This is a genomic window from Actinosynnema pretiosum (genome assembly GCF_024171695.1).
GTDB classification, from domain to species: Bacteria; Actinomycetota; Actinomycetes; order Mycobacteriales; family Pseudonocardiaceae; genus Actinosynnema; species Actinosynnema pretiosum.
Map to the genome: position 1 here is coordinate 120,634 of NZ_JAMTCF010000015.1, position 23,627 is coordinate 144,260.

The 23,627-nt window shown below is 72.8% G+C and carries 21 protein-coding genes; 7 read left to right on the forward strand and 14 right to left on the reverse strand.

Translation table 11 applies throughout. The features are described 5' to 3' along the window. Positions 1-135 precede the first annotated feature (135 nt). Both LV78_RS41800 and LV78_RS28240 read left to right on the forward strand, forming a co-directional pair. Positions 136-687, forward strand: a complete 552-nt coding sequence (locus LV78_RS41800; RefSeq protein WP_253848704.1) for a VanZ family protein — start codon at positions 136-138, stop codon at positions 685-687. After that, the gene (locus LV78_RS28240) at positions 684-1,820 is read left to right on the forward strand and encodes a glycosyltransferase 87 family protein (protein ID WP_253848705.1); all 1,137 of its coding nucleotides are present in this window, start codon (positions 684-686) and stop codon (positions 1,818-1,820) included. Before LV78_RS41800 ends, LV78_RS28240 begins: the two co-directional genes overlap by 4 nt. Positions 1,821-1,823: 3 nt before the next feature. Here the strand turns inward: LV78_RS28240 and LV78_RS28245 are convergent, their stop codons facing one another. Beyond that, complete coding sequence (locus LV78_RS28245) at positions 1,824-2,537, reverse strand: SDR family NAD(P)-dependent oxidoreductase (RefSeq protein ID WP_253848706.1); 714 nt, start codon at positions 2,535-2,537, stop codon at positions 1,824-1,826. Further along, positions 2,534-3,571 (reverse strand): aldo/keto reductase, encoded by a 1,038-nt coding sequence (locus LV78_RS28250; protein ID WP_253848707.1) that lies wholly within the window; start codon positions 3,569-3,571, stop codon positions 2,534-2,536. The genes LV78_RS28245 and LV78_RS28250 overlap by 4 nt, the downstream gene beginning before the upstream one ends. 119 nt (positions 3,572-3,690) lie before the next feature. Here LV78_RS28250 and LV78_RS28255 point away from each other — a divergent pair, with 119 nt between their 5' ends. Further along, positions 3,691-4,524 (forward strand): helix-turn-helix transcriptional regulator, encoded by an 834-nt coding sequence (locus LV78_RS28255; protein ID WP_253848708.1) that lies wholly within the window; start codon positions 3,691-3,693, stop codon positions 4,522-4,524. A gap of 55 nt (positions 4,525-4,579) precedes the next feature. Here the strand turns inward: LV78_RS28255 and LV78_RS28260 are convergent, their stop codons facing one another. The 5 genes from LV78_RS28260 to kdpF form a co-directional block, all read right to left on the reverse strand. After that, entirely contained in the window at positions 4,580-7,144 is a 2,565-nt protein-coding gene (locus LV78_RS28260) for a sensor histidine kinase (RefSeq protein WP_253848709.1), read from the reverse strand. Positions 7,145-7,216: 72 nt separating this feature from the next. After that, on the reverse strand, positions 7,217-7,759 hold the full coding sequence (locus LV78_RS28265) for a potassium-transporting ATPase subunit C (protein WP_253848710.1): 543 nt from the start codon (positions 7,757-7,759) through the stop codon (positions 7,217-7,219). 5 nt (positions 7,760-7,764) lie between these two features. Continuing rightward, positions 7,765-9,801: a potassium-transporting ATPase subunit KdpB gene (gene kdpB, locus LV78_RS28270; protein ID WP_372495003.1), complete on the reverse strand. Its 2,037-nt coding sequence runs from the start codon at positions 9,799-9,801 to the stop codon at positions 7,765-7,767. Then, a complete protein-coding gene (gene kdpA, locus LV78_RS28275) occupies positions 9,798-11,420 on the reverse strand; it encodes a potassium-transporting ATPase subunit KdpA (protein ID WP_253848711.1) in 1,623 nt (540 codons plus the stop codon). The genes kdpB and kdpA overlap by 4 nt, the downstream gene beginning before the upstream one ends. Next, positions 11,420-11,521, reverse strand: coding sequence for a K(+)-transporting ATPase subunit F (gene kdpF, locus LV78_RS28280; RefSeq protein WP_015802029.1), 102 nt, complete (start codon positions 11,519-11,521; stop codon positions 11,420-11,422). The genes kdpA and kdpF overlap by 1 nt, the downstream gene beginning before the upstream one ends. 427 nt (positions 11,522-11,948) lie before the next feature. Between kdpF and LV78_RS28285 the strand changes: the two genes are divergently transcribed. After that, positions 11,949-12,785 carry a phosphate signaling complex PhoU family protein gene (locus LV78_RS28285; RefSeq protein WP_253848712.1) on the forward strand — a complete coding sequence of 279 codons (837 nt, stop codon included), beginning with the start codon at positions 11,949-11,951 and terminating at the stop codon, positions 12,783-12,785. On the opposite strand, the gene LV78_RS28290 is transcribed toward LV78_RS28285, so the two are convergent. Beyond that, positions 12,680-14,665, reverse strand: coding sequence for an APC family permease (locus LV78_RS28290; protein WP_253848713.1), 1,986 nt, complete (start codon positions 14,663-14,665; stop codon positions 12,680-12,682). The two genes, LV78_RS28285 and LV78_RS28290, sit on opposite strands and share 106 nt — an antisense overlap. A 247-nt stretch (positions 14,666-14,912) precedes the next feature. On the opposite strand from LV78_RS28290, the gene lysA reads away from it, so the two are divergent. Together lysA and LV78_RS28300 are read left to right on the forward strand one after the other, a co-directional pair. Then, a complete protein-coding gene (gene lysA, locus LV78_RS28295) occupies positions 14,913-16,226 on the forward strand; it encodes a diaminopimelate decarboxylase (protein ID WP_253848714.1) in 1,314 nt (437 codons plus the stop codon). A gap of 249 nt (positions 16,227-16,475) precedes the next feature. Then, positions 16,476-17,366 (forward strand): hypothetical protein, encoded by an 891-nt coding sequence (locus LV78_RS28300; RefSeq protein ID WP_253848715.1) that lies wholly within the window; start codon positions 16,476-16,478, stop codon positions 17,364-17,366. Positions 17,367-17,437: 71 nt separating this feature from the next. On the opposite strand, the gene LV78_RS28305 is transcribed toward LV78_RS28300, so the two are convergent. After that, positions 17,438-17,797, reverse strand: coding sequence for an ATP-binding protein (locus LV78_RS28305; RefSeq protein WP_253848716.1), 360 nt, complete (start codon positions 17,795-17,797; stop codon positions 17,438-17,440). A gap of 221 nt (positions 17,798-18,018) precedes the next feature. Beyond that, positions 18,019-18,405 (reverse strand): anti-sigma factor antagonist, encoded by a 387-nt coding sequence (locus tag LV78_RS28310; protein WP_253848717.1) that lies wholly within the window; start codon positions 18,403-18,405, stop codon positions 18,019-18,021. A gap of 279 nt (positions 18,406-18,684) precedes the next feature. On the opposite strand from LV78_RS28310, the gene LV78_RS28315 reads away from it, so the two are divergent. Next, a complete protein-coding gene (locus LV78_RS28315; protein WP_253848718.1) occupies positions 18,685-19,245 on the forward strand; it encodes a DM13 domain-containing protein in 561 nt (186 codons plus the stop codon). Positions 19,246-19,278: 33 nt separating this feature from the next. Here LV78_RS28315 and LV78_RS28320 read toward each other — a convergent pair whose 3' ends face one another. The 4 genes from LV78_RS28320 to LV78_RS28335 form a co-directional block, all read right to left on the reverse strand. Further along, complete coding sequence (locus tag LV78_RS28320; protein ID WP_253848719.1) at positions 19,279-20,289, reverse strand: YdcF family protein; 1,011 nt, start codon at positions 20,287-20,289, stop codon at positions 19,279-19,281. Positions 20,290-20,732: 443 nt separating this feature from the next. Continuing rightward, positions 20,733-21,518, reverse strand: coding sequence for an SAM-dependent methyltransferase (locus LV78_RS28325; RefSeq protein ID WP_253848720.1), 786 nt, complete (start codon positions 21,516-21,518; stop codon positions 20,733-20,735). Further along, positions 21,515-22,330 (reverse strand): SAM-dependent methyltransferase, encoded by an 816-nt coding sequence (locus tag LV78_RS28330; RefSeq protein WP_253848721.1) that lies wholly within the window; start codon positions 22,328-22,330, stop codon positions 21,515-21,517. The genes LV78_RS28325 and LV78_RS28330 overlap by 4 nt, the downstream gene beginning before the upstream one ends. Before the next feature lie 52 nt (positions 22,331-22,382). Next, positions 22,383-23,606, reverse strand: coding sequence for a cytochrome P450 (locus LV78_RS28335; protein ID WP_253848722.1), 1,224 nt, complete (start codon positions 23,604-23,606; stop codon positions 22,383-22,385). Between the last annotated feature and the right edge of the window lie 21 nt (positions 23,607-23,627).

The following is a 23,627-nucleotide window of genomic DNA, read 5'->3' on the forward strand; positions in this document are numbered from 1 at the left end:
GCCCCGGCACGTCCGGGGGCGCCCCTCGGTCGATCGGCCGAGGCGGGATCGGCCCAGCGGCAACGTTTCCCGGCCCCGCGACCGATCCGGCGCGACCCCCTCCGACGTGATGATCGTCCACATCGGAGGAGAGGGGTGGGCGACGTGATGGGGTCGCTGGGTGGTCTGGTGGACAGCGCGCTGCACCTGCTGGACACGCCGTCGATGCTGGTCGGGGTCGTGGTGGGTCCGGTGCTGCTCGGGGCCGCCGGGTGGTGGGCCGCGCGGCGGTGGGGGTGGCGGCGGGTTCCTGGCGCGCTCGCCGGGCTCGGGGTCGGGCTCGTGCTCGGGGTGACGCTGTCCAGGCAGGTGCCGGAGTGGGCGTCGATCTACAGCGGGAGCCCGCACGCGGAGTTCTGCACCGTCAGGGGGTTCTCGTTCGACCTGGGCAACGAGATGCTGAACGTGCTGCTGCTCGCGCCCGCCGCGTTCTTCGCGGTGCTGGCCACCGGCGCGACGTGGCGGGTGCTCGGGGCGGCGGTCGGGCTCAGCGCGGTGATCGAGCTGGTGCAGCCGCTCACCGAGCGCGGCGTCTGCGAGACCCAGGACCTGCTGAACAACTCCCTCGGCGCGGCGATCGCGGTCGTGCTCGGGGCGGTGGCGCTGGCGGGGGAGCGGGCCGCGCGGCGGTCCGGGGTGTCGGTGTGAGCGTGCGGAACGCCTTGGCCCGCAAGGGGTTCACGGCAGGGCGGGTGTGGGCGGGGTGCGCGGCGGTCGTGGTCGTCGTCTTCCTCTGGCGCGGGGTGGGCGCCTCGCTGCTGGACCTGCGGGTCTACCTGACCGGCGGGCGGGTGTGGCTGGAGGGCTCCGACCTGTACGGGTCCGCGTTCCCCGGACCGGACGGGCTGCCGTTCACCTACCCGCCGCTGGCCGCCGCGCTGTTCGCGCCGCTCGCGCTGCTGCCGTGGCCGGTGGTCGTGGGGCTGTGGACCGCCGCCGGGGTCGCGCTGCTCGGGTGGGTGTGCGTGCTCGCGGCGGGGGAGCGGGAGCGCGGGCTGTGGCTGGCGTCCGCGTGCCTGCTGCTGGAACCGGTGCGCGGGACCCTGGAGCTGGGGCAGGTGAACCTGCTCCTGCTCGCCCTCGTGGCGGCGGACTGCCTGCTGCCCCGCACGCCGTGGCCGCGCGGGCTGCTGCTCGGGATCGCCGCGTCGGTCAAGCTCACGCCCGCGATCTTCGTGCTGTTCCTGCTGTCCCGCAAGGACTTCCGGGCCGCGGCGACGGCGGGGACGACCTTCGCCGGGTGCGCGGTGCTGGGCTGGCTGCTCGCGCCGCGCGACTCGGTGGTGTTCTGGACCTCCGCCGTGCTCGACCCGCACCGGGTGGGCGGGCTGCCCTACGCGGGCAACCAGTCGGTCAAGGGCGTGCTGGTGCGGCTCGGGCTCGACGGACCGCTGTGGTTCGCGGCGTGCGCGGTGGTGCTGGCGCTGCTGGTCGTCGTGCTGCGCGGGGTGCGCGACGACCTCACCGCCGTGGTGGCCACGGCCGCCGCCGGGGTGCTGGTGTCGCCGGTGTCCTGGTCGCACCACTGGGTGTGGGCCGCGCCCGCGCTGCTCCTGCTGCACGGCCACGCCCGCGTCGCGGTCGGGGTGGTGCTGCTGGTGGGGCCGCACTGGCTGCTGCCCAGGACCGGGGACGTCGAGCTGACCTGGGCGTGGTGGCAGCACCTCGTGGGCGACGCCTACGCGCTGCTGGGCCTGGGACTCCTGGTGCTGCTGGCCTGGCGGGAGCTGCGGCGCGCGGCCCACCCGCCGGTCGGGGCGGCCGTCCCGACCGGCGGGTGAGCGCTACCCGAGCGGCGGGAACCGGCCGTCCGGGCGGTCGCGCGCGGTGTGCGAGCGCCACAGCTCCTCCGCCACGTCGGCCGGGTCCAGCTCCGGGAAGTCCACGTCCGGGTCGATCGCGCCGGACCGCAGCGCGGCGTGCACGGCGCTCCCGGTGATCATCCCGCCGATCTGGAGCGCGGCCACGTGCACGCCGTGCCGCGCCACCTCCGCCGCCAGGCTGAGCACGTAGTTGCGGGTCGCGGCCATCGCGGGGCCGATGCCGCTCAGGTCGGGGGCGGGCTCGGTCGCGGAGACGCTCTGGGCGATCAGGACGCTGCCGCCGCCGCGCTCGCGCAGCTCTCCCAGCACGGCCCGCACCACCGCCACCGGGGTCAGGTAGTACAGGTCCACCAGCCTGCCCGCCGCCTGCGCGGTCAGCTCGGCTGCGGGGGTGAAGCCGGACAGGTCCAGCGGCGCGCACACCACCACGTCGATCCGGCCGAACCGGGCCCTGACCCGCTCGACCAGTTCCGGGACCAGCGACGGCCGGGACAGGTCGGCGGTGAACGGCTCGGCCTCCACGCCCTCCCCGGCCAGCTCGCCCGCCAGCGCGGCCAGGCGGTCGCCGCCGCGCGCCACCAGGGCCACCCGGTAGCCCTCGCGGCCGAAGCGCCTGGCCAGTGCGGGGCCGAGGCCGGTGCCCACGCCGAGGAGGACGGCGGTCGGGGCGCTCACCGCGCCAGCTTCAGGTCGCCGCGCATGACGGCGCGGATGTGGTCGCTGGCCAGCAGGTCGTGCGGGTAGCCCAGCTCGATCCGGCTCACCCCGTCCAGGCGGGCCAGGTGCTCCGCCGCCAGCTCCACCTCCAGCGCGCCCAGGTTGTCCGCCAGCTGCGCCGGGGTCCGCGCGCCCAGCACCGGGGCGACCACGGCGGGGTTGGCCAACGTCCAGGCCAGCGCCACCTGCGCCGGGGTGCGCCCGAGCTCCCCCGCCACCCGCTTCACCTCCTCGGCGATCGCCAGGTTCCGCTCGGTCACCAGGCCCAGCGCGGTGTTGAAGCCCTCCCGCGCGCTGTCCGCCGCGCCGCCCCTCCCGTACTTGCCGGTCAGCAGCCCGCCCGCCAGCGGCGAGTACGGGGTCACGCCCAGGCCCATCGCCCGCGCCATCGGGATCAGGTCGCGCTCGGCCGCCCGGTTGGCCAGGTTGTACTCGACCTGCAGCGCCACCAGCGGCGACCAGCCGCGCAGGTCGGCGATCGCCTGCATCCGGGACACCTCCCACGCGGGCGCGTTCGAGATCGCCGCGTGCAGCACCTTCCCCTGGCGCACCAGGTCGTCCAGCGCGCGCAGGACCTCCTCCACCGGTGTGGTGAGGTCCCACACGTGCAGGTGCAGCAGGTCCACGTGGTCGGTGCCCAGCCGGGTCAGGCTGCTCTCCAGCGACGAGACCAGGCTCTTGCGGTGGCTGCCCGCCGAGTTCGGGTCACCCGGCCTGCGCAGCGTCGTGTACTTCGTCGACAGCACGAGGCTCTCCCGCGTGCTCCGGGTGAACTCGCCCAGCCAGCGCTCGGACGTGCCGTCGGTGTAGGTGTTCGCGGTGTCGACGAAGTTGCCGCCGCGCTCGACGTAGGCGTCGAACAGCTGCCGCGCCTCCGCCTTCTCCGCCCCCCAGCCGTGCTCGGTGCCGAACGTGGCCGTGCCCAGCGCGAGCGGGGAGACCCGCAGGCCGGAGCGGCCCAGCAGGCGGTAGGTGTCCAGGGTCAGTGGCATGTGACGTCTCCGGTGGTCGTGTTCCTCGTGCCGGGACGAGTCTGCTCACGGCGGTCCGGCGCGGTAAGGGAGAGCGCTTCCTGGGAACAGCCTTCCCACCCTCCGCCGTTGAGGCGATCATGACGACCCCCGCTGTGGACCGGAACCGCGAGCTGGCCGCCTTCCTGCGCAACCGCAGGGAGCGCCTGGACCCCGGCGACCTCGGGCTGCCCGCGCGCGAGCGGGCCCGGCGCACCCCAGGGCTGCGCAGGGAGGAGGTCGCCGAGCTGGCCGGGGTGAGCGTGGACTACGTGGTGCGGCTGGAGCAGGCGCGCGGGCTGCGGCCCTCGGTGGAGGTGGTGGAGGCGCTGGCCCGCGCGCTGCGGCTCGCCCCCGACGAGCGCACCTACCTGTTCGACCTGGCGCGGCGGCGGCCCCCCGAGCGCGGCGGGCTGACCACCGAGGCGGTCGCGCCGCTGGCCGGGCTGGTGGCCGACCTGTCGCCGCTGCCCGCGATGCTGCTCAACCACCGGTTCGACATCCTGGCCTGGAACCCGGAGCTGGCCGCGCTGCTGGTGGACGTCGACACCCTGCCGCCCTCCCGGCGCAACTCCATGTGGCTGTGCCTGATGCACCCCGAGGTGCGCGAGTTCTACGTCGACCGGGAGCGGGTGGTGCGGGAGGGCGTGGCGCACATGCGGGCGGCCTGGGCCGCGCACCCGGACGACGTGGCGCTGAGCGGGCTCATCGCCGAGTTCACCGCGCGGAACCCGGAGTTCGCCAGGGTGTGGGCGGAGCGGGACGTGCTGGCGACCGGCCGGGGCAGCAAGGCGTTGCGGCACCCGGAGCTGGGGGTGCTGTCGGTGCAGTACGAGACGCTGAAGCCCGTGCAGGACCCCGATCAGCTGCTGGTGATCATGCGTGCCGCCGACCCCGCCAGCCAGGCGGCGTTCGACCGGTTGCGGGCGCGGTGACCCCGTCCCCGCGACGGGTCCGGCCTCACGCGCCCGCCCTTCACGCGCCTATCTTTCACGCGTCGGCCACCCACCCGTCGGCCACCGGCAGCGAGATCACCATCGTCAGCCCGCCGCCCGGCGTGTCCTCGGCGTTGATCGTGCCACCCATCGCGTCCACGAAACCCTTGGCCACGCTGAGACCCAGCCCCACGCCGGGCGTGCTGTCCCGGTCCCCGAGCCGCTGGAACGGGGTGAACACCGCCCGCGCGGACTTCTCCGGCACGCCGCTGCCGTGGTCCACCACGCGCAGCTCCACCCGGTCGTCGTGCGCGCTGGCCCGCACCACCACCTCCGGCTCGTGCTCGGTGATCACCCCGTCGCCGTCCACGTCCACCACCCGCCGGGGCGAGAGCCTGCCGTGCCGCAGCGCGTTGTCCACCACGTTGGCCACCACCCGCTCCAGCAGGCCGCTGTCCGCCAGCACCGGTGGCAGGTCCTCCGGCACGTCCGCGGACACCGCCGCGCGGTCGTCCAGCCCGGACAGCGCCCGCGCGACCACCTCGTCGTAGGTCACCGGCCGCAGCAGCGGCGCGACCGCCCCGGTGGCCAGGCGGGAGGAGTCGAGCAGGTTGTCGATCAGCCCGGCCAACCGGTCCGCCGACACCTCCACGGCCTCCAGCAGCTCGCCGGTGTCCTCTTCGGACAGTGCGAGCGCCGGGTCGCGCAGGCTGCCGATCGCGGCCTTGATGGAGGTCAGCGGGGTGCGCAGGTCGTGGCCCACGGCGGACAGGATCGCGGTGCGCAGCTCGGTGGTCGCCGCCCGCCGCTGCGCGTCCGCCGTCTCGACCGCCATCCGCTGCTGCCGCAGCGCCAGCAGCGCCTGACCGGCCGCGGTCTCCAGCGCGCGCTGGTCGGCGGCGGGCAGCGGGCGCCCGCGCAGCGACAGGTGCACGTCCGCCGTGACCGGCACGTCCGCGTCGGCCTCGTCCGGCTCGTCGCACGGCCTCGGGCCAACGCACGCCACCCGCCGCCACTCCCCGTCCACCCGCTCCAGCATCGCCACCGACTCCATGCCGAAGTTCTCCCTGACCTTCTCCAGCAGCCGCACCAGCGGGTGCGGGCTGGTCAGCACGGTGCGCGCGTAGGAGGCGAGCAGCGCGGCCTCGGTGCGGGCGCGCGCGGCCTGCGCGGCCAACCGGGCGGCCCGGTCGACCACCAGCGCCACCAGCACCGCCACGGTCACCATCACCACCAGCGTCAGCATGTTCTCCGGCGTGGCGATGGTGAGGCTGTAGAACGGCGGGGTGAAGAAGTAGTTCAGCAGCACCGCCCCGACCAGCGCGGCCACCACCGCGGGCCCCAGCCCGCCGACCAGCGCGACCACCACCGTGGCCAGGAAGAACCCGACCAGGTCGGTGGAGAAGTCCAGCTCCTCCTGCAGCGCCATGCCGATCCCGGTCACCAGCACCGGCAGCAGCAGCGCCAGCGACCAGCCGAGGACCTGGCGGGACGCGGTCAGCGGGTTGCGGTCGACCTTCCAGCGCGGGGCGCGGCGCGACTCGTCGTGGGTGACCATGTGCACGTCGATGCTGCCGGACTGCCCGATCACGGCCGCGCCGATGCCCTCGTCGAACACCCGCGCCAGGCGGGTGCGGCGGGAGGTGCCCAGCACGAGCTGGGTGGCGTTGACGCCGCGCGCGAACTCCAGCAGCGCGGCGGGCACGTCGTCGCCGACGACCATGTGGAACGTGGCCCCGACGTCCTCGGTCAGCTTGCGCAGCGCCGCGATCGACTCGGGCGCGGAACCGGCCAGGCCGTCGCCGCGCATGGTGTGCACCACCAGCAGCTCCGCCCCGGCGCGGGCGGCGATGCGGCGGGCGCGCCGGATCAGCGTCTCGCTCTCCGCGCCGCCGGTCACCGCGACCACGACCCGCTCGCGGGCCTCCCAGGTGTCGGTGATGCGCTGCTCGGTGCGGTACCGCTGGAGCGCCACGTCCACCTGGTCGGCCACCCACAGCAGCGCCAGCTCGCGCAGCGCGGTCAGGTTCCCGACCCGGAAGTAGTTGCCCAGCGCGGCGTCGATCTTGTGCGCGGCGTAGACGTTGCCGTGCGCCAGGCGGCGCCGCAGCGCCTCCGGGGTCAGGTCGACCAGCTCGACCTGCTCGGCGCGGCGCACCACCTCGTCGGGGATGGTCTCGCGCTGCTCGACGCGGGTGATGCGGCGCACCACGTCGTTGAGCGACTCCAGGTGCTGGATGTTGAGCGTGGACAGCACGTCGATCCCGGCGTCCAGCAGCTCCTCCACGTCCTGCCAGCGCTTGGCGTTGCGGGAGCCGGGGGCGTTGGTGTGCGCCAGCTCGTCCACCACGGCGATCTCGGGCGCGCGCGCCAGGACCGCGTCCACGTCCATCTCGGTGATCGTGGTCCCCCGGTGCTGGACCTCGCGGCGCGGCAGCACCTCCAGGCCGTCGACCATGCTGGCGGTGCGCTCCCGGCCGTGCGTCTCGACCAGGGCGACGACGACGTCCGCGCCGCGCTCCCGCCGCCGGTGCGCCTCGCCGAGCATCGCGAAGGTCTTGCCGACGCCAGGGGCCGCGCCCAGGTAGATGCGCAGTTCGCCGCGCTTGCGCTTGTCCACGGTCCCGCCCGCTCCCGAGATCAGAAAAAGGGGAAGACCGGGGGCCGCCCTGAAGACGGCCCCCGGTCGGTGTCACTCCGCCGCGTCCACGGCCCGGTTGAGGGCGGTGACGTTGACGCCCGGCTCGCCCACGAACCCGAGCGAGCGGCCCACCGAGGCCTCGGCGATCAGCGCCCGCACGGCGTCCTCCGACAGCCCGCGCTCCCGCGCCACGCGCGGCGCCTGGATCGCCGCGTACTCGGCGCTGATCAGCGGGTCCAGGCCGGAGGCCGAGGCGGTCACCGCGTCCTGCGGCACGGCGTCCTCGGCCACGCCCTCGCGCTCGGCGACCTCGGCGCGCCGCTCGGCGATCACCGCGTCGTAGTCGGCGTTGCGCTCGCCCTTGTTGGACCCGCCCGACGCCGGCAGCGTCGCCATCGACGGGCGCGGCTGGAACCAGCCACCGCCCTCGCGCGGCACCACGACCAGCTCGGTGCCGGTCGCCTCCGCGTTGCCGTGCAGGCCCGGCACGCGCGAGACGAGCCAGACGGCGGCGGGGTAGAGCACGCCGGTGATGACGGTCAGCACCAGCAGGACGCGCAGACCGGCCAGGGCCTGCTTCACGAACGCGTTCACGGAGTTCACCCGATTCCGGGGATGAGGCGGACGAGCAGGTCGATGAGCCAGATGCCGATGAACGGCGTGATGATGCCGCCGACGCCGTACACCAGCAGGTTGCGCCGCAGCAGCGAGCTCGCGCTGGACGGCCGGTAGCGCACGCCGCGCAGCGCCAGCGGGATCAGCACCACGATGATCAGCGCGTTGAAGATCACCGCCGACAGGATCGCCGACTGCGGCGTGGCCAGGCCCATGACGTTGAGCTGGTCCAGCTGCGGGTAGATGGCGGCGAACATGGCGGGCAGGATCGCGAAGTACTTCGCCAGGTCGTTGGCGACCGAGAACGTGGTCAGCGCGCCCCGCGTGATCAGCAGCTGCTTGCCGATCTCCACGATCTCGATGAGCTTGGTCGGGTCGGAGTCCAGGTCCACCATGTTCCCGGCCTCCTTGGCGGCCGAGGTCCCGGTGTTCATGGCGACGCCCACGTCGGACTGGGCCAGCGCCGGGGCGTCGTTGGTGCCGTCGCCGGTCATCGCGACCAGCTTGCCGCCCTCCTGCTCCTGCCGGATCAGGGCCATCTTGTCCTCGGGCTTGGCCTCGGCGAGGTAGTCGTCCACCCCGGCCTCGGCCGCGATCGCCTTGGCGGTCAACGGGTTGTCGCCGGTGACCATGACCGTGCGGATGCCCATGGCGCGCAGCTCGGCGAACCGCTCCCGCATGCCCGGCTTGACCACGTCGGACAGCCGGATCACGCCGAGCACGCGCTCGCCGTCGGCGACCACCAGCGGGGTCCCGCCGTCGCCGCTGATCTCGTCCACGGTGGACTTGACCGAGTCGGTGAGGGTGAACGCGGTCGCGGCGCCCTTGCGGACGCTGCGGCCGTCCAGGTCGATGCCGCTCATCCTGGTCTGGGCGGTGAACGGCACGAACTCGCCGGTCTTCTCCGCGTCGGTGGGCTCGGGGGAGCGGCCGTGCCCGGTCGCGCACAGCTCGACCACGCTGCGGCCCTCGGGCGTGCCGTCGGCCAGCGAGGACAGCCGGGCGGCGTCCACCAGCTCGTCCAGCGTCACGCCGGGAGCCGGGATCAGCTCGGTGGCGCGGCGGTTGCCCCAGGTGATCGTGCCGGTCTTGTCCAGCAGCAGCGTGTCCACGTCACCGGCCGCCTCCACGGCGCGGCCCGAGGTGGCCAGCACGTTGCGCTGCACCAGGCGGTCCATGCCCGCGATGCCGATCGCGGACAGCAGCGCGCCGATCGTGGTGGGGATCAGGCACACCAGCAGCGCCGTCAGCACGATCACCGACTGCTCGCCGCCGGAGTACACCGCGAACGGCTGGAGCGCGAGCACCGCCAGCAGGAAGATGATCGTGAGCGTGGACAGCAGGATCGTCAGCGCGATCTCGTTCGGCGTCTTCTGCCGCTGCGCGCCCTCCACCAGCGCGATCATCCGGTCCACGAAGGTCTCGCCCGGCTTGCTGGTGACCCGCACGACGATCCGGTCGGACAGCACGGTGGTGCCGCCGGTGACCGCGCACCGGTCGCCGCCGGACTCGCGCACCACCGGCGCGGACTCGCCGGTGATCGCCGACTCGTCCACGGTGGCGATGCCCTCGACCACGTCGCCGTCGCCGGGGATCACCTCACCGGCCTCGACCACGACCAGGTCGCCGACCTTCAGCTCGGTGCCCGGCACGGTGCGGCCGTCGGTGAGGCGGGCCAGCGCGTCGGTCTTGGTCCTGCGCAACGAGTCCGCCTGGGCCTTGCCCCTGCCCTCGGCGACCGCCTCGGCCAGGTTGGCGAACAGGGCGGTGAACCACAGCCACAGCGCGACCGCGATCGTGAACGGGTTCGGGTCGGTGACCGCGAAGACCGTGACCAGCGCCGAACCCGCCCACACCACGAACATCACGGGGTTGCGGAGCTGGTGGCGGGGGTGGAGCTTGCGCAGTGCGTCCGGCAGGGACGTGAGGAGCTGGCGCGGGGAGAACACGCCCGTGGGGACGGGTTTCGGCGCGGGCCCGGTCTCCTGCGGAGCGAGCTGCGGGGTGTCGGTGGTGGTCACAGCAGTGCCTCCGCGATGGGGCCGAGGGCGAGGGCGGGGACGAAGGTGAGGGCGGCGACGAGCACGATCGCGCCGACCAGCAGCGAGGCGAACAGCGGGCTGTCGGTCGGGAGCGTGCCCGCGGTCTGCGGGACGCGCTTCTGCGCGGCGAGCGAGCCCGCCAGGCACAGCACCGCGACGATCGGGACGAACCGGCCGAGCAGCATGCACACGCCGAGCGAGGACTGGAACCAGTCGCTGGTGACGGTGATGCCCGCGAACGCGCTGCCGTTGTTGTTCGAGGCCGACGCGTAGGCGTAGAGGATCTCGGACAGGCCGTGCTCGCCGGGGTTGTTCAGGTACCCGGCGGTCGACGGGAGCACCGCCGCGATCCCGGCCCCGACCAGCACCAGCGCGGGCATGGCCAGGATGGACAGCGCGGCGCAGGTCACCTCGCGGCGGCCGAGCTTCTTGCCCAGGTACTCCGGGGTGCGGCCGACCATCAGACCGGCCAGGAACATCGCGATGACCGCCATCACCAGGATGCTGTAGAGGCCGGTGCCGACGCCGCCGGGGGTCATCTCGCCGAACAGCATGTTCAGCAGCGTCGCGCCGCCGCCCAGGCCGGTGAGGCTGTCGTGCATGGCGTTGACCGCGCCGGTGGAGGTGGCGGTGGTGGTGTTGGCGAACAGGGCGCTGCCGGGGATGCCGAACCGCAGCTCCTTGCCCTCCAGGGGGCGCAGGCCGTGCGCCTCGGCCGCCCAGATCACCGCGAGCATCGCGGTCCACAGCGCGCCCATCACGCTCAGCAGCACGTAGCCCTGCTTGCGGTTGCCGACCAGGGTGCCGAAGGTGCGGGTGAGCGAGACCGGGATCAGCAGGATCAGGAAGACCTCGACCAGGTTCGACCAGCCGTTGGGGTTCTCGAACGGGTGGGCGGAGTTGGCGTTGAAGATGCCGCCGCCGTTGGTGCCCAGCTCCTTGATGGCCTCCTGCGAGGCGGCCGGGGCGATGGCGACCTGCTGGCCGTCGACGTCCACGCCTGCCTTCAGGCTCATCACCACGCCGGTCGCGACCAGCACGATGGCGAACACGAACGACACGGGCAGCAGGATTCGCAGGGTGCCCCTGGTGAGGTCGACCCAGAAGTTGCCGAGCCGGTCGGTGCCCGCGCGGGTGAAGCCGCGCACCAGCGCGACGGCGACGGCCATGCCGACCGCGCCGGAGACGAAGTTCTGCACGGTCAGCCCGGCCATCTGCACGGTGTGGCCGAGCACGGTCTCCGGGACGTAGGACTGCCAGTTCGTGTTGGCCACGAACGAGGCGGCGGTGTTGAACGCCATGCCGGGCGTGACCGCGCCCCGGTCGTGGTCGAACGGCAGCCAGGGCTGCACGCGCTGCATCACGTAGAGCAGCACCACGCCGACGAAGGAGAACCCGAGCACGCCCTGCGCGTAGGTCCCCCAGCGCTGCTGCGACTCGGGGTCGATCCGGGCGACGCGGTAGAGCGCGCGTTCGACCTTGGTGTGCTTCGCGTCGGTGTAGACGCGGGCCATGTAGTCGCCGAAGGGCCGGTAGGCGGCGGCCAGCGCGACGATGAGCAGGCCGACCTGGAGCAGGCCCGCCGTGGTCGAGGACATCAGAACTTCTCCGGCCTGATCAGCGCGACGAACAGGTAACCGATGAGCAGCAGGGCCAGCACGCCACCGACGGCGTTGGCCACGACTCCCGTGCCGCCCATCAGAGCCGCTCCAGTCCGCGCACCCCGAGGGCGAGCAGTCCGAACACAGCGACGAGCAGCGACGCGTAGGCCAGGTCGGCCATGAGCGTGCTCCCTTCCCCACTTCGAGCGGCCCCCGTTCGTGGGGACCGCGACGCCAGAAGGGTGCATCGGGGGAAACGGCGTGAGCGGGTTGCTGATGGGTCTTTGACGGGGTGAACAGGGGGATTTACGCGTCGTTGACGGGCGGGGTGATCTGGGTATCAGTGCAGGTCACGAACGGGGGAGTGGTTTCGGGTGATCTTCGTTGCGGACGGTGACCGGGTGGCGTTGACGCGGGCGGGCGGTGGCGCGAGGAAAGCGCAAGTTCGGCGGGCGCGGGCTTGTCGCCGGGGCGCGCGCCCGGATGGGATCGGGGCCTTCCGATCCGATCCTCCGAGGGAGAGCGATGCGCGACGTGTTCCACGACCGGCGGGACGCGCTGGTGCTGGACCTGGCCGCCATGTGCGACCTGGCCGGGCGGGCGCTGCTGGACGCGACCCGCGCCCTGCTGGACGGTGACGCCGGACTGGCCCGGCGGGTCGTCGCGGGCGACCGGGAGCTGGACCGGGCGCGGGGCGCCGCGCGGCACGGCGGCCAGGTGCTGCTCGCGACCCAGTCCCCGGTCGCGGGCGACCTGCGGTCCGTGCTGGCCGTGCTGCGCGGCGTTGAGGACGCCGAGCGCATGGGCGACCTGGCCCGGCACGTGGCCGAGGCGGTGCTGCGCAGGCACCCCGAGCCGGTGCTGCCCGAGGTGCTGCGCGACCGGTTCGAGCGGCTCGGGGCGCTGGCCGCCGCCACCGCCGGGATCGCCGCGCGCCTGGTGCGCGAGGGCGGTCCCGCGCTGGAGCGCGAGCTGGCCCGCGCCGAGGCGCAGGTCGACGCGCTGCACGAGTCGCTGTTCCCGGTGCTGGAGCACCGCGCCTGGCGGCACGGCGTGCCCGCCGCCGTCGACGCGGCGCTGCTCAGCGGCCACTGCGAGCGGTTCGCCGACCACGCCCGCGCGATCGGCCGCCGCAGCGCCCAGGAGCACCCCACAGGCTTGGGCCACTCCGCAGGCCGGGAGCGCTCCGCTGGCCGGGAGCACTCCGCTGACCTGGATCACGCCGCCGACGTGGACCACCCCGTCGCCGTGCCCGCTCAGGCCCCCACGTGGATGCCGGGCCTGCGCTCCGGGTCGGACTCGTGCGCCCGGATGATCTCCCGCACCACCGGGGCCGTGTCGCCGCGCCCCACCAGCAGGTAGCGGAACAGGTGCCCCAGCGGGCTGCCCTCGCTCCACGCGAAGTGGCAGTGCGGGCGCACCCCGGTGCAGTCGCGCAGCGCCAGCAGTATCGCGGCGATCGCGTTCGGCGCCGCCGGGCTGTCCGCGCGCAGCACCCGGTGGCCGCCCACCTCCACGCCGCGCACCTCCAGCACGTCGCTGAAGTCCGACGGGTCCACCACGTCGATCTCCAGGAACAGCACGTCCGCCTGCCCCGGCACCGGGTTGACCCCGCGCTGCTCGGCCTCCTTGTCCGCGTACTCGGCCACGTCACCGGCCTGCCTGCGGTTCGCGATCACGGTCAGCGCGCCGTCGTGGGCGATCGAGTCGGTGATGAGCCTGCGCGCGGTCTCGTCGAACTCGATGTGCTCCACGCGCAGCTCGGTGGTGCGCGAGATCCGCGAGACCAGCGAGACGGCGATGATGCCGACGATGAACACGAACGAGATCGTGATGCCGTCCGGCTTCTCGATCACGTTCTCCACCAGCGCGTACACCAGGATCAGGGTCAGCACCGCGAACGCCGTCGCCGCGCCCCGCCGCCGGGCGCGCGCCACCGACAGGGTCACCGCCACCGACGCCGACACCATCATCGCCAGGATGCCGGTCGCGTACGCGCCCGCCTGGGCGTCCACGTCGGCCTGGAAGATCACCGTGATGCCGACGCAGATCACCGTGTAGACCAGCACGACCGGGCGGACCGCGCGGGTCCAGTCCGGGGCCATGCCGTACGCGGGCAGGTAGCGCGGCACGATGTTGATCAGCCCGGCCATCGCGGACGCGCCCGCGAACCACAGGATCAGCACGCTGCTGATGTCGTAGGCCGTGCCGACCCACTCGCCGATCAGCTCGTGCGCCAGGTACGCGAGCGCGCGCCCGTTCGCCTCGCCGCCGGGGCGGAACTGCTCGACCGGCACGAGCAGGGTGGTGACGAAGCTGGTCGCCACCAGGTACACCGACATGATCAGCGCGGCGGCGGTGAGCAGCTTGCGGGTGTTGCGGATGCGGTTCGCCAGGCGCTCGGCGTCGTCGGCGCCCTTCGCGGCCACCAGCGGCATCATGCTGACGCCGGTCTCGAAGCCGGACAGGCCGAGCACGAGCAGCGGGAACGCCAGCAGGGCCGGGCCGACCACGCCCAGCACCCCGCCGCCGCCGGTGGAGGTCAGCGCCGCGAACCAGCCGTCCAGCACGGCGGGGTTCGCCACCACCTCCAGCACGCCCGCCACCACGACCACCGCGTTGAGCAGCAGGAACACCGCCACCAGCGGGATCGCGACGCTGACCGCCTCGGTGAAGCCGAGCAGGAACACCCCGCCCAGCACGAGCAGCAGCACCACCGTGACCAGCACCTCGTGCCCGTGCAGGAACGCGGGCGCGTGCGGGTTCTCCAGCGCGTGCACCGACGCGTCCGCCGCCGACAGGGTGATCGTGATGATCCACGAGGTGGCCACGAAGCCCAGCAGCACCAGCACGAACAGCTTCCCGCGCCAGAACGGCAGCAGGTCCTCCAGCATCGCCACCGAGCCCTGCCCGTGCGGCGACTCGTGCGCGACCCGCCGGTACATGGGCAGCATCCCGAACAGGGTCAGCGCGACGATCAGCAGCGTCGCCAGCGGCGAGACCGCCCCGGCGGCCAGCGCCGCGATGCCCGGCAGGTAGGACAGGGTCGAGAAGTAGTCGACGCCGGTCAGGCACATGACCTTCCACCACGCCTGCGGCGTGCTGTGCTGGTCGGTGCCCGCGGGTCCCGCCGGTTGCACCCGGTGCTCCAGCAGCCAGCGCCCCACCCGGTTCGCGGGCGCGGCCGGGCGTACCGGGCTTTCCACCCTGGGTGGAACGGCGAAAACCGGTGTTTCGGACATTCGGGGTCTCTCCTCGGAGATCACGGCGTCGGGCATGAGAAGTCAACGTCCCCGTGCGGTCCGGAGGAGTGAATATCGCGGTGGGAGGGCGTAAAAAAAGCATCAAAATCGCCGTGCGGTCGCGGTTCGGGGGAATTCGCGGGCGGACCCCCGGCGGATCAGGGCGGCGTCAATCCGGCGTCGCGCACCGTTGGGAACGCGTACGCGCCGCTGTCGCCCGGCGGGGTTCGGGCGTGTGCTGGCGGGCATGACACTCGCGGAGTTGCTGCCCAGCGTCGGCATGACCGGCGAACCGGCGCTGGAGGCGGGGCTGTGGCCCCTCGGGACCCGGCTGGACCGGGGCGAGCTGCTGCTGGGCGGGGTGCCCGCGACCGAGCTCGCCGCCCGGTTCGGCACGCCCTGCCAGGTGCTCGACGAGGGCACGGTCCGGGCGCGTGCGCGCGGGTTCCGGGAGGTGCTGCCGGAGGCGGAGGTGGTGTTCGCGGGCAAGGCGCTGCCGTGCCGCGAGGTGTACCGGTGGGTGGCGGACGAGGGGCTGTCGCTGGACGTGTGCTCGGCGGGCGAGCTGGCGATCGCCCGGTCGGTCGGGTTCCCGGCCGAGCGCGTCCTGCTGCACGGCAACGTCAAGACCCCCGAGGACCTCAAGGCCGCGCTCGGGTACGGGGTCGGGCGGGTGGTGGTGGACTCGTTCGACGAGATCGAGCAGCTGGGCGCGCTGGCCGGGGGGCCGCAGGACGTGCTGGTCAGGGTCACCCCCGGTGTCGACCCGCGCACCCACCGGGCGGTGGCGACCGGGGTGGAGGACCAGAAGTTCGGCTTCTCCCTGGCGGGCGGGGACGCGCTGGAGGCGGTGCTGCGGGTGGTCGAGCACCCGTCGCTGAGGCTGGTCGGGCTGCACTGCCACGTCGGGTCGCAGGTGCGGCACGTCGCGGTGTACGAGGAGGCGGCGCGGCGGATGGTCGGGCTGATCGCCTCGTGCGGGGTGCGCGTCGAGCAGCTGGACCTCGGCGGCGGGTTCGCGGTGCCCTACCTGCCGGGGGAGGGGGAGTTCGACCTGGGCGGGTTCGCGCACCGGGTGCGGGTGGCGTTGAGCCACGAGTGCGCGCTGCGGCGCGTGCCGGTGCCGAGGCTGCTGGTCGAGCCGGGGCGGTCGGTGGTGGCGGGCGCGGGGGTGACGCTGTACCGGGTGGCGGCGGTGAAGCGGGGCACGACGCGGGTGTTCGTGGCCGTGGACGGTGGCATGAGCGACAACCCCAGGCCCGCGCTGTACGGGGCCCGGTACGCGGTGCGCCTGGTCGGCCGGGGCGGTCGGCGGGCGCCGGTGACGGTGGTGGGCAGGCACTGCGAGGCGGGCGACGTCCTCGCCGAGAACGTGCCGCTGCCGGTGGACGTGCGCGCGGGGGACCTGCTGGCGGTTCCGGTGACGGGGGCGTACCACCACGCGCTGGCGTCGAACTACAACGCGGTGGGCAGGCCGCCGGTGGTGGGGGTGCGCGACGGGGTGGCGCGGGTGCTGGTGCGGCGGGAGACGGAGGAGGACCTGCTGCGGCGGGACGTGTGAGGGGTGGGGCGACGTGCTGCGGCAGGCGGACGGCCGGACCGCTGCGAGGCTGTGGGGCAGCGGCAAGGAGCGCGGAGCTTCCCATCTTTCGTCGACCGCATTTCGACGGTCGCATTCAATGCGCACCTATTTTGTTGAGTTCGCCCGGAAGGGGGTTTTTAGTTAACGGCGCGCTTGCGGTGCGATACTTTTTCCCTGTTCTGCCTCGGGTGGGCAGGACGTGACCTTGGCGCAAAATAAGGCGGACGCATGGGGAAAAGGCGTGACCTGTTCGTGGCGGCCCCTCTGGTCGTCGTTCTGCTGGTGAGCGGGTCGTCCGAGGCGGTGGCGGCTGGAGGTACTCCGGCGAACGTGGTGGCCGCCGCGATCGACGCGGTGCCGCTTGACCTCCTGAGAGCGTCGGCAGGAGTCGTGGCCAGCGATGATGCCGATTCCGTCGCGGTCACGATCAACTCGGGGACGACGGTCGACATCCCCCGTGCCGCTGACGGCGTCGTCCGGGTGTCGTCGGAGGGCCAATCCGGCGCGCGGCTGGACCTGGGACTCGAACTGCCCGATCCGGGAGCCGCCTCGCCCGGCGGCGTTTCGGTTGCGCCGGGCATCGTCGCTTATCCCACCGGAACGACGCACGCCAACGGTGTCCAAGCTGATGAACAAGGCGCCGTGCGCCTGCTCACCGTGATCAATGGTTCTGCCGCGCCGGAGGAGTACCACTACGAACTCGATTTGCCGGAAGGGTCTTCCACCGTCAAGGACAAGGGTGGGAATCTGATCGTCTCCACTCCGCAGGGGCAGGGGATCATCCAAGCGCCGTGGGCCTTCAACGCTCGTGGCAACCGCGTGTGGACCCAGTTCCTCACCGACGGGGCGTCCGGCGTCGACCTGATCGTGAACCACTGGGGCGAGCCGGTCGCCTACCCGATCACCGCCGATCCCGCGGTCGTCCTCGGTGCGTTCGTGGTGGCGTTCACCTTCGTCATGGCGAATGCCCTGCGCGGGTGCGCTCTAGGCGCTTTGAGCGGAGCGGCGCAGCAGGCGTTCTTCCACGGGTGGGTGTGGAATGAAGTGGTGAGGGCGGGCGCTGAGGGGTGCGTGTGGGGCTTGCTCGGGGGGTTCCGGGGCTTCGTGCGCCGCTGGTAGCGCCACTGCGGCCTCGGCCGGACGTCGACGCGCGGGCGGGGAGCACCGCCCGCGTGCCCTCGGGCCGCAGCTCAGCTCGCAGGCACGTTCGGCAGCTCCGCCCACACCACCTTCCCGCCCGGCAGCGGCGTGCTGCCCCAGCGGTCGGTCAGCTGGCGGATCAGCAGCAGGCCCCGGCCGCGCGTGCCGATCTGGCGCAGGCCCGCCGTCAGGTCCGGGCGCGGCGGGTCGGGGGAGCCGTCCTCCACCTCGACGCGCACGTGCTCGGGAGTGGTCGTGACGCGCAGCGCGAGCGGGGCGGTGGTGTGGTCGTAGGCGTTGGCGACCAGCTCGTTGACCACGAGCAGCACGTCGTCGGCCGCCTCCTCGTCCGCGTCCACGAGCAGCGCCCCGGTCCAGCGGCGCACCTCGGCCAGCGGCGGGCGGCCCACCAGGTCCAGCGCCGCCTCGGCGGTCGGGTTCTCCGCCCCGCCCGTGACGGCCGCCGCTCCCGCGCCTCGGGGCGACGGTGGCGCGACCGCCGCCGGACGGCCAACGTCGACCGGCGGCGTCGCGCACGAACCCGGACCGCGTCCTCGACCAGCTGTGATCTCGTCCCCCTCGGCGCCGTGCTGGGGGTCTGCGGACAGGTCGCCCGCAGACCGGTGGGTGGTCAGGCCGTGCTGGGCATCCCGCTCAGGTCGGCCCCGAGCTGCGCGTCGACGGCCAGGTCCAGCGTGGGGTGGGTGGGGAGCAGCGCGCTCATCCCGGTCAGCTGCAGCGTCCTGAGCACCCCGCGCTGGTCGGTGGCCAGCGCCAGGGGCACCTCGCTGCGCCTGACCGCCTCCACCAGCAGCGACAGCCCGACCGAGGCCATGAACCGCACCCCCGTCAGGTCCAGCACGGCGGGCGCGCGCAGCCCGGCCAACCACGGCAGCAGCGCCTCGCGCACCACGTCGGCCACGTTGATGTCGATCTCCCCGGCGACGTGCAGCACCGGCACGCCCCGCACCGCGCTGGAACCCACCCTGACCACCGCGGCTGCATCCAGTCCGGACACCGGCCCGTTCCTCTCGTCCTGATCGTCTGAACTGCGGTGGGCTGGCTGTTCAACCCGGTGCGCAGCCTAGTCGTTGGTCGCGGCCCGCGCGGCGCTGCGGGTGCCCGAGCGGTGGGCAGGCCGTGCTCGGCCGCGATCGCGGGGGATTCGGTGGCCTGCGGGTCCCCGCGACCGCCGTGCCGCCGGCATTGTGGCGGGGAGAGCGCCGACCGGGCGTCGGTGCGGCGTCGGTGCGGCGTTGGTTCGTCGGAGGGGGAAGGGGACGTGGTGCGCGGTCCGTTGCGCGGGAGAGCGGTCTGGGCGGTGACGGGGGTCGTGGTGGTGGCCGCGATCGTCGGGTTGTGGGTGTTCCAGCCGTGGCGGTTGTGGACGCGCAGCGAGGCGGACGAGGCGCTGCCCGCCGGGTTCACCACCTCGACCGGCGCGGCGGCGGTGGGCGGTTCGGGGGAGGCGAGCGCCGGTTCCGCGCCCGCCGGGACGTCGTCGGCGACCGTCGAGCAGCCGACGGTGCTGGCCACGGGTGGGTTCGTCACCCAGGAGCACGAGACGCGGGGCACCGCCACCGTGCTGCGCAGCGGGGCCGCGCGCGTGCTGCGGCTGGAGGGGTTCTCCACCTCGGACGGGCCCGACCTGCACATCTGGCTTTCCGACGCGACCGCTGGTGGGGAGTGGGGCAAGTACGACGACGGGCGCTACCTGCCGCTTGGTCCGATGAAGGCCACCGACGGCAACCAGAACTACCCGATCCCGGAGGACGTGGACCTGTCGGGGCTGCGCAGCGTCGTGGTGTGGTGCGACCGGTTCAACGTGGCCTTCGGGTCGGCGCCGCTGGACCTGTGACGTGGCGTCCGGTCGGTCTGTCGGGTCGTGCTTTTAGACGCCGTACGCCAGGAGCGGGAAGACGGACAGGGCGGTGCAGGCTGCCAGGGCGTTGAGGGTGCGGTACTGGACCAGGAGGGCGGCGAACTCGCGGAGGAAGGCGTTGGGGACGAAGTACCAGGCGGTTCGGCCGCCTCGGACGTCTGCCTTCAGACCTGCGCGGCGGGAGAGGATCGCGGCTCGGGGGACGTGGTAGCTGCTGGTGACCACCAGGAGTCTGCCGGTTACGCCGCGTTCGGCGAGGAGGGCGGAGGAGAGGCGGAGGTTCTCCCAGGTCGAGGTGGACTCGCGTTCTTCCAGGAGGGCCTCGTCCGGGATGCCGCGTTCGCGGAGGTAGTTGGCCATGACCTCGGCTTCGGAGGCTGGTTCGTCCGGGCCTTGGCCGCCGGAGGCCACCACCACGGGGGAAGCGCCCTTGGCCGCGGCGCGGCGGTAGAGCTTCAGGGCGCGGTCCAGGCGGCCTGCGAGGAGTGGGGTCACTCGGCCGCCGGGGACGCCTGCGCCCAGGACGATGATCGCGGTGTGGCCGGTGCGCTTGCGGACTCGGCCGTAGAGCACGGAGTAGAGCAGGAAGAGGGTGAAGGCGAAGCCCAGGTAGCCGGCCAGGAGGACCAGGGAACCGGCTGCTGCCAGCACCCAGGGGTCGGGAGAGCCTTCGCGCAGGGCGGAGAGCAGGACCAGGAGCAGGCCGCCCACGACGCACAGGATGGCGGTGCCTGCGCCGAAGGAGAGGGCGTTGCCTGGTTTGAAGCCCTCGCGGCGCAGCAGGGTGACGCCGTTGGCGATGAGGAAGAGGGCGATGACGGTGACGAACACCGGGGCGATCAGGACTACCGCGCCTACCACCAGGGTCCTGGTCTGGGGGGTGGCGAGGGTGAGCAGCCAGAGGGCGAAGAACGCCAGGCTCATCAGCAGGTAGACACCGTTGCCCAGTCGTCTGGGTTCCCGCTTGAGTTGCACGAGGAAGACGAGCAGCAGCACTAGCGCGATGATCAGAGCCCCCATGAGGGGATCGTAGTGGGGGCGTGGGGGTGTTCAGACCACAAGATCGAGAGTGGAGGGGAGGGGGGAGGGGGAGGGGAGAAGGAGGGGGAGGGGAAGAGCTGAAGAGCTACAAGCCACAAGCTCGCCTCGCCGGCGGGGCAGACCTCCAAAAAAGAGGGGACACGGGCTCTGTCGGCCGGTGGCTGTTGGTGCTCGGTGCCGGTTTACCACTGCGGTGGTCCGGGTCCCTCTTCTCCGTGTGGCCTCCTTTCAGGCAAGCACAGGCGTCAAGACGCCGTTTGACTGTGCGGTCTGCCGGATAGTGCGGCGGCGTCTTGACACCTGCGCTCGGGCTGCGCCAGGCCACACGGAGAAGAGGGACGCGGGATGGGCTGGCTGCGGGCTCGCTGCGCTCGCCCCGCAGCCCGCGAGGCGGTGGCGTCCGTGGGGACGCCACCGCGTGGTTATGGGTGTTCGGCCACTGCCAGGAAGCAGCCGAATTCTGGGACGCCCACCAGGTCGCGCGGGTGGAACAGGAGGCCTTCCGCGTCGTCTACCAGATCGGCCAGTTCGCGGAAGTTGCGTTGGACGGTGTGGTCGGTGATGTCCAGGAGTTCTCGTAGGCGTAGGCCTGCTCGGTGCAGCATCGGGACGTAGTCGTCTGCGTTGGGCAGGGACACCATTGATGCTCGGCAGAATTCGGTTATCGCCGGGTGGCGGTGGGTGGGTCTTGGGGCGCGTTCGAACAGTTCGGTGAGGACCAGTCGGCCGCCTGGGCGCAGTACGCGCCTTGCCTCGTTCAGGACCTGTTCGCGGTCGGGCATGTGGATCAGGGACTCGATTGCCATGACCGCGTCAAACGAGGAGTCCGGGAAGGGGAGGGCCATCGCGTCCGCGTGGAGGAACTTGGTGTTGTTGGTGTGGCCTGCGGACTTGGCCAGGTGGGTCGCGTGGGTGATTTGGGCGGCGCTGATGCTGATTCCGGTCACGTGGGCGCCGGTCAGGTCCACCGCGCGCAGGGCTGGGCCGCCTACGCCGCAGCCTATGTCCAGCACCCGGTCGCCTGGGGCTGCGTGCAGGCGGCGGACGTGCTCGTCGGTGAAGCGCACTACCGCCTCGGCGCGTGGCGCTGGTGAGTCCGGGGGGTCCCAGTAGCCGATGTGCAGGTTCGGGTCGGCTGCGCCGCCCTCCAGTTCGGCCTCCAGCAGGTCGTCGTACAGGCGGCCCACGGCCTCGGGGACGGGCCTCACGGGCGCTCGGCGGCCACCAGCAGGCAGCCGAACTCGTCCACGCCGAACAGTTCCGCCAGGTCGAAGTCGACCGGGCGGTCGTTCTGGCTGACGATCTCCAGGGTCTCCCGCCAGGTGCGCTCCATGGTCTGCTCGGTGATGTCCAGGAGTTCTCGTAGGCGCAGGCCCACCCGGTGCAGCATCGGCACGTAGTCGTCCACGTCCGCCATCGTCGTCATGGCCGTGCGGCAGAAGCCCTCGATCGCGGGGTGCATCCCCGGCGTGCGCGGGGCGCGTTCGAAGAAGTCGGTGAGGACCAGGCGGCCTCCGGGGCGCAGGACCCTGCGCGCCTCGGACAGGACCTGCTCCCTGGACGGCATGTGCAGGATCGACTCCAGGGCCATCACCGCGTCGAAGGACTCGTCCTCGAACGGCAGCCGCATCGCGTCGGCCCGCTGGAACGTCGCGCGGTCGCCGACCCCGGCCTCGTCCGCGAGCCTGGTGGCGAGCTTGACCTGCTCCTCGCTGATGCTCACGCCGACGACCCGCGCGCCGGTGGTGCGCACGATCTGGGTGGCCGGGCCGCCGATGCCGCAGCCCAGGTCCAGGACGCGGTCCTCGGCGCCTACCTTCAGCCGCTCGACCATCAGCTCGGTCAGCCGCACCACCGCCTCGCGCATCGGCACGGCCGAGGTCGGGTCGTCCCAGTAGCCGATGTGCAGCTGGTGGTTGAACTTCTCGAACTGCTCGTAGGTGTGCTCGTCCCGCAGGATCTGGTCGTAGAGCTTGCCGACCTCCTCGGGCACGGGCACGGACAGCGTGGTGTCGCTCATGGGAACGGCCTTTCGGGTTCGGCTTGCGGGAGGTCTGCGCGGTGGGCGGGCGTCACCAGGTGACGGGCAGCTCGTAGACGCCGTAGACGATCCCGTCGTGCTTGAACGGGACCTCTTCCAGCGTGGTCGCCAGCCGCAGGGTCGGGAGGCGGCGGTAGAGGGTGTTCACGACGACCTGGAGCTCCATGCGGGCCAGCGACTGGCCGAGGCACTGGTGGGTGCCGAAGCTGAACGCGAAGTGCTGCTTCACCGGCCTGCGCAGGTCCAGCACGTGCGGGTCGCCGTCGTAGACGTCGGGGTCGCGGTTGCCGATCGAGGTCGCCAGCACCACGCCCTCACCGGCGCGGATCACCTGCCCGGCGATCTCCACGTCCTCGGTCGCCACCCGGCGCATCCCGGTGTGCGAGATCGTCAGGTAGCGCATCAGCTCCTCGACGGCGGTCTCGGCGAGGGCGGGGTCGTCGCCCGCCTGGAGCAGCGCCAGCTGGTCGGGGTGCTGGAGCAGCGCGAGGGTGCCGAGCGCGATCATGTTCGCGGTGGTCTCGTGCCCGCCCGCCAGCACCAGGACGGTCATGTCGACCGCCTCCGGCCTGCTGATCTCGCCTGCCAGCACCCGTGCGCCCAGGTCGGAGAGGAGGTCGTCGGCGGGGTGGGTCATCTTGTCGCCCAGGACGCGGTCGAGGTGGTGCTGGAGCTCCTCGCTGGCCTCGGCCCGTTCCTGCGGGGGCACGTCCTGGCGGATCAGCACGGCGCTGTTGCGCTCGAACACCTCGTGGTCGGAGTAGGGCAGGCCCAGGACGGCGCTGATCGCGAGTGACGGGATGGGCAGCGCGAACGCGGTGACCAGGTCGACGGGGTTGGGGCCCGCGAGGAGTTCGTCGATCTTCTCGTCGACGATCCGCTGCACGAACGGGCGCAGGCGTTCCACCTTGCGGACGGTGAACGGGCCGAGGACCATCCGGCGCTGCCGGTTGTGCTCGGGGTCGTCCATCAGCGGGAAGCTGCTGATGAACGTCGACTTGTCCTCGATGCGGATCGGGCTGGGGTAGCCGGGGCGCAGGAAGTCCGCGCTGAGCCGGGGGTCGCGCAGCAGCTCGCGCTGGTGGGCGTGCTTGGTGATCAGCCACGGGGTGCTGCCGTCCCACAGGCGCACCCGCGACAGGCCGCCCGCCTCCTGCGCCTCCCGGAGTCGAGGGGGCGGGTCGAACGGGTGCTCGGGCGACCTGGGCATCGGGAACTCCGGGGCCCCGTCGGTGCGGGGGGTGGTGCGGGTCATCGGCTCTCCCCTGGTGGACGG

Excerpts from the sequence above, each read along its gene's own strand:
- LV78_RS28290 (WP_253848713.1), bottom strand. The coding sequence starts at position 14,665 with ATGTCCGAAACACCGGTTTTCGCCGTTCCACCCAGGGTGGAAAGCCCG.
- LV78_RS28250 (WP_253848707.1), bottom strand. The coding sequence starts at position 3,571 with ATGCCACTGACCCTGGACACCTACCGCCTGCTGGGCCGCTCCGGCCTG.
- LV78_RS28335 (WP_253848722.1), bottom strand. The coding sequence starts at position 23,606 with ATGACCCGCACCACCCCCCGCACCGACGGGGCCCCGGAGTTCCCGATG.
- kdpF (WP_015802029.1), bottom strand. The coding sequence starts at position 11,521 with ATGGGCGGCACGGGAGTCGTGGCCAACGCCGTCGGTGGCGTGCTGGCC.
- LV78_RS28300 (WP_253848715.1), top strand. The coding sequence starts at position 16,476 with ATGGGGAAAAGGCGTGACCTGTTCGTGGCGGCCCCTCTGGTCGTCGTT.
- LV78_RS28330 (WP_253848721.1), bottom strand. The coding sequence starts at position 22,330 with ATGAGCGACACCACGCTGTCCGTGCCCGTGCCCGAGGAGGTCGGCAAG.
- LV78_RS28320 (WP_253848719.1), bottom strand. The coding sequence starts at position 20,289 with ATGGGGGCTCTGATCATCGCGCTAGTGCTGCTGCTCGTCTTCCTCGTG.
- lysA (WP_253848714.1), top strand. The coding sequence starts at position 14,913 with ATGACACTCGCGGAGTTGCTGCCCAGCGTCGGCATGACCGGCGAACCG.
- LV78_RS28255 (WP_253848708.1), top strand. The coding sequence starts at position 3,691 with ATGACGACCCCCGCTGTGGACCGGAACCGCGAGCTGGCCGCCTTCCTG.
- kdpA (WP_253848711.1), bottom strand. The coding sequence starts at position 11,420 with ATGTCCTCGACCACGGCGGGCCTGCTCCAGGTCGGCCTGCTCATCGTC.
- LV78_RS28285 (WP_253848712.1), top strand. The coding sequence starts at position 11,949 with ATGCGCGACGTGTTCCACGACCGGCGGGACGCGCTGGTGCTGGACCTG.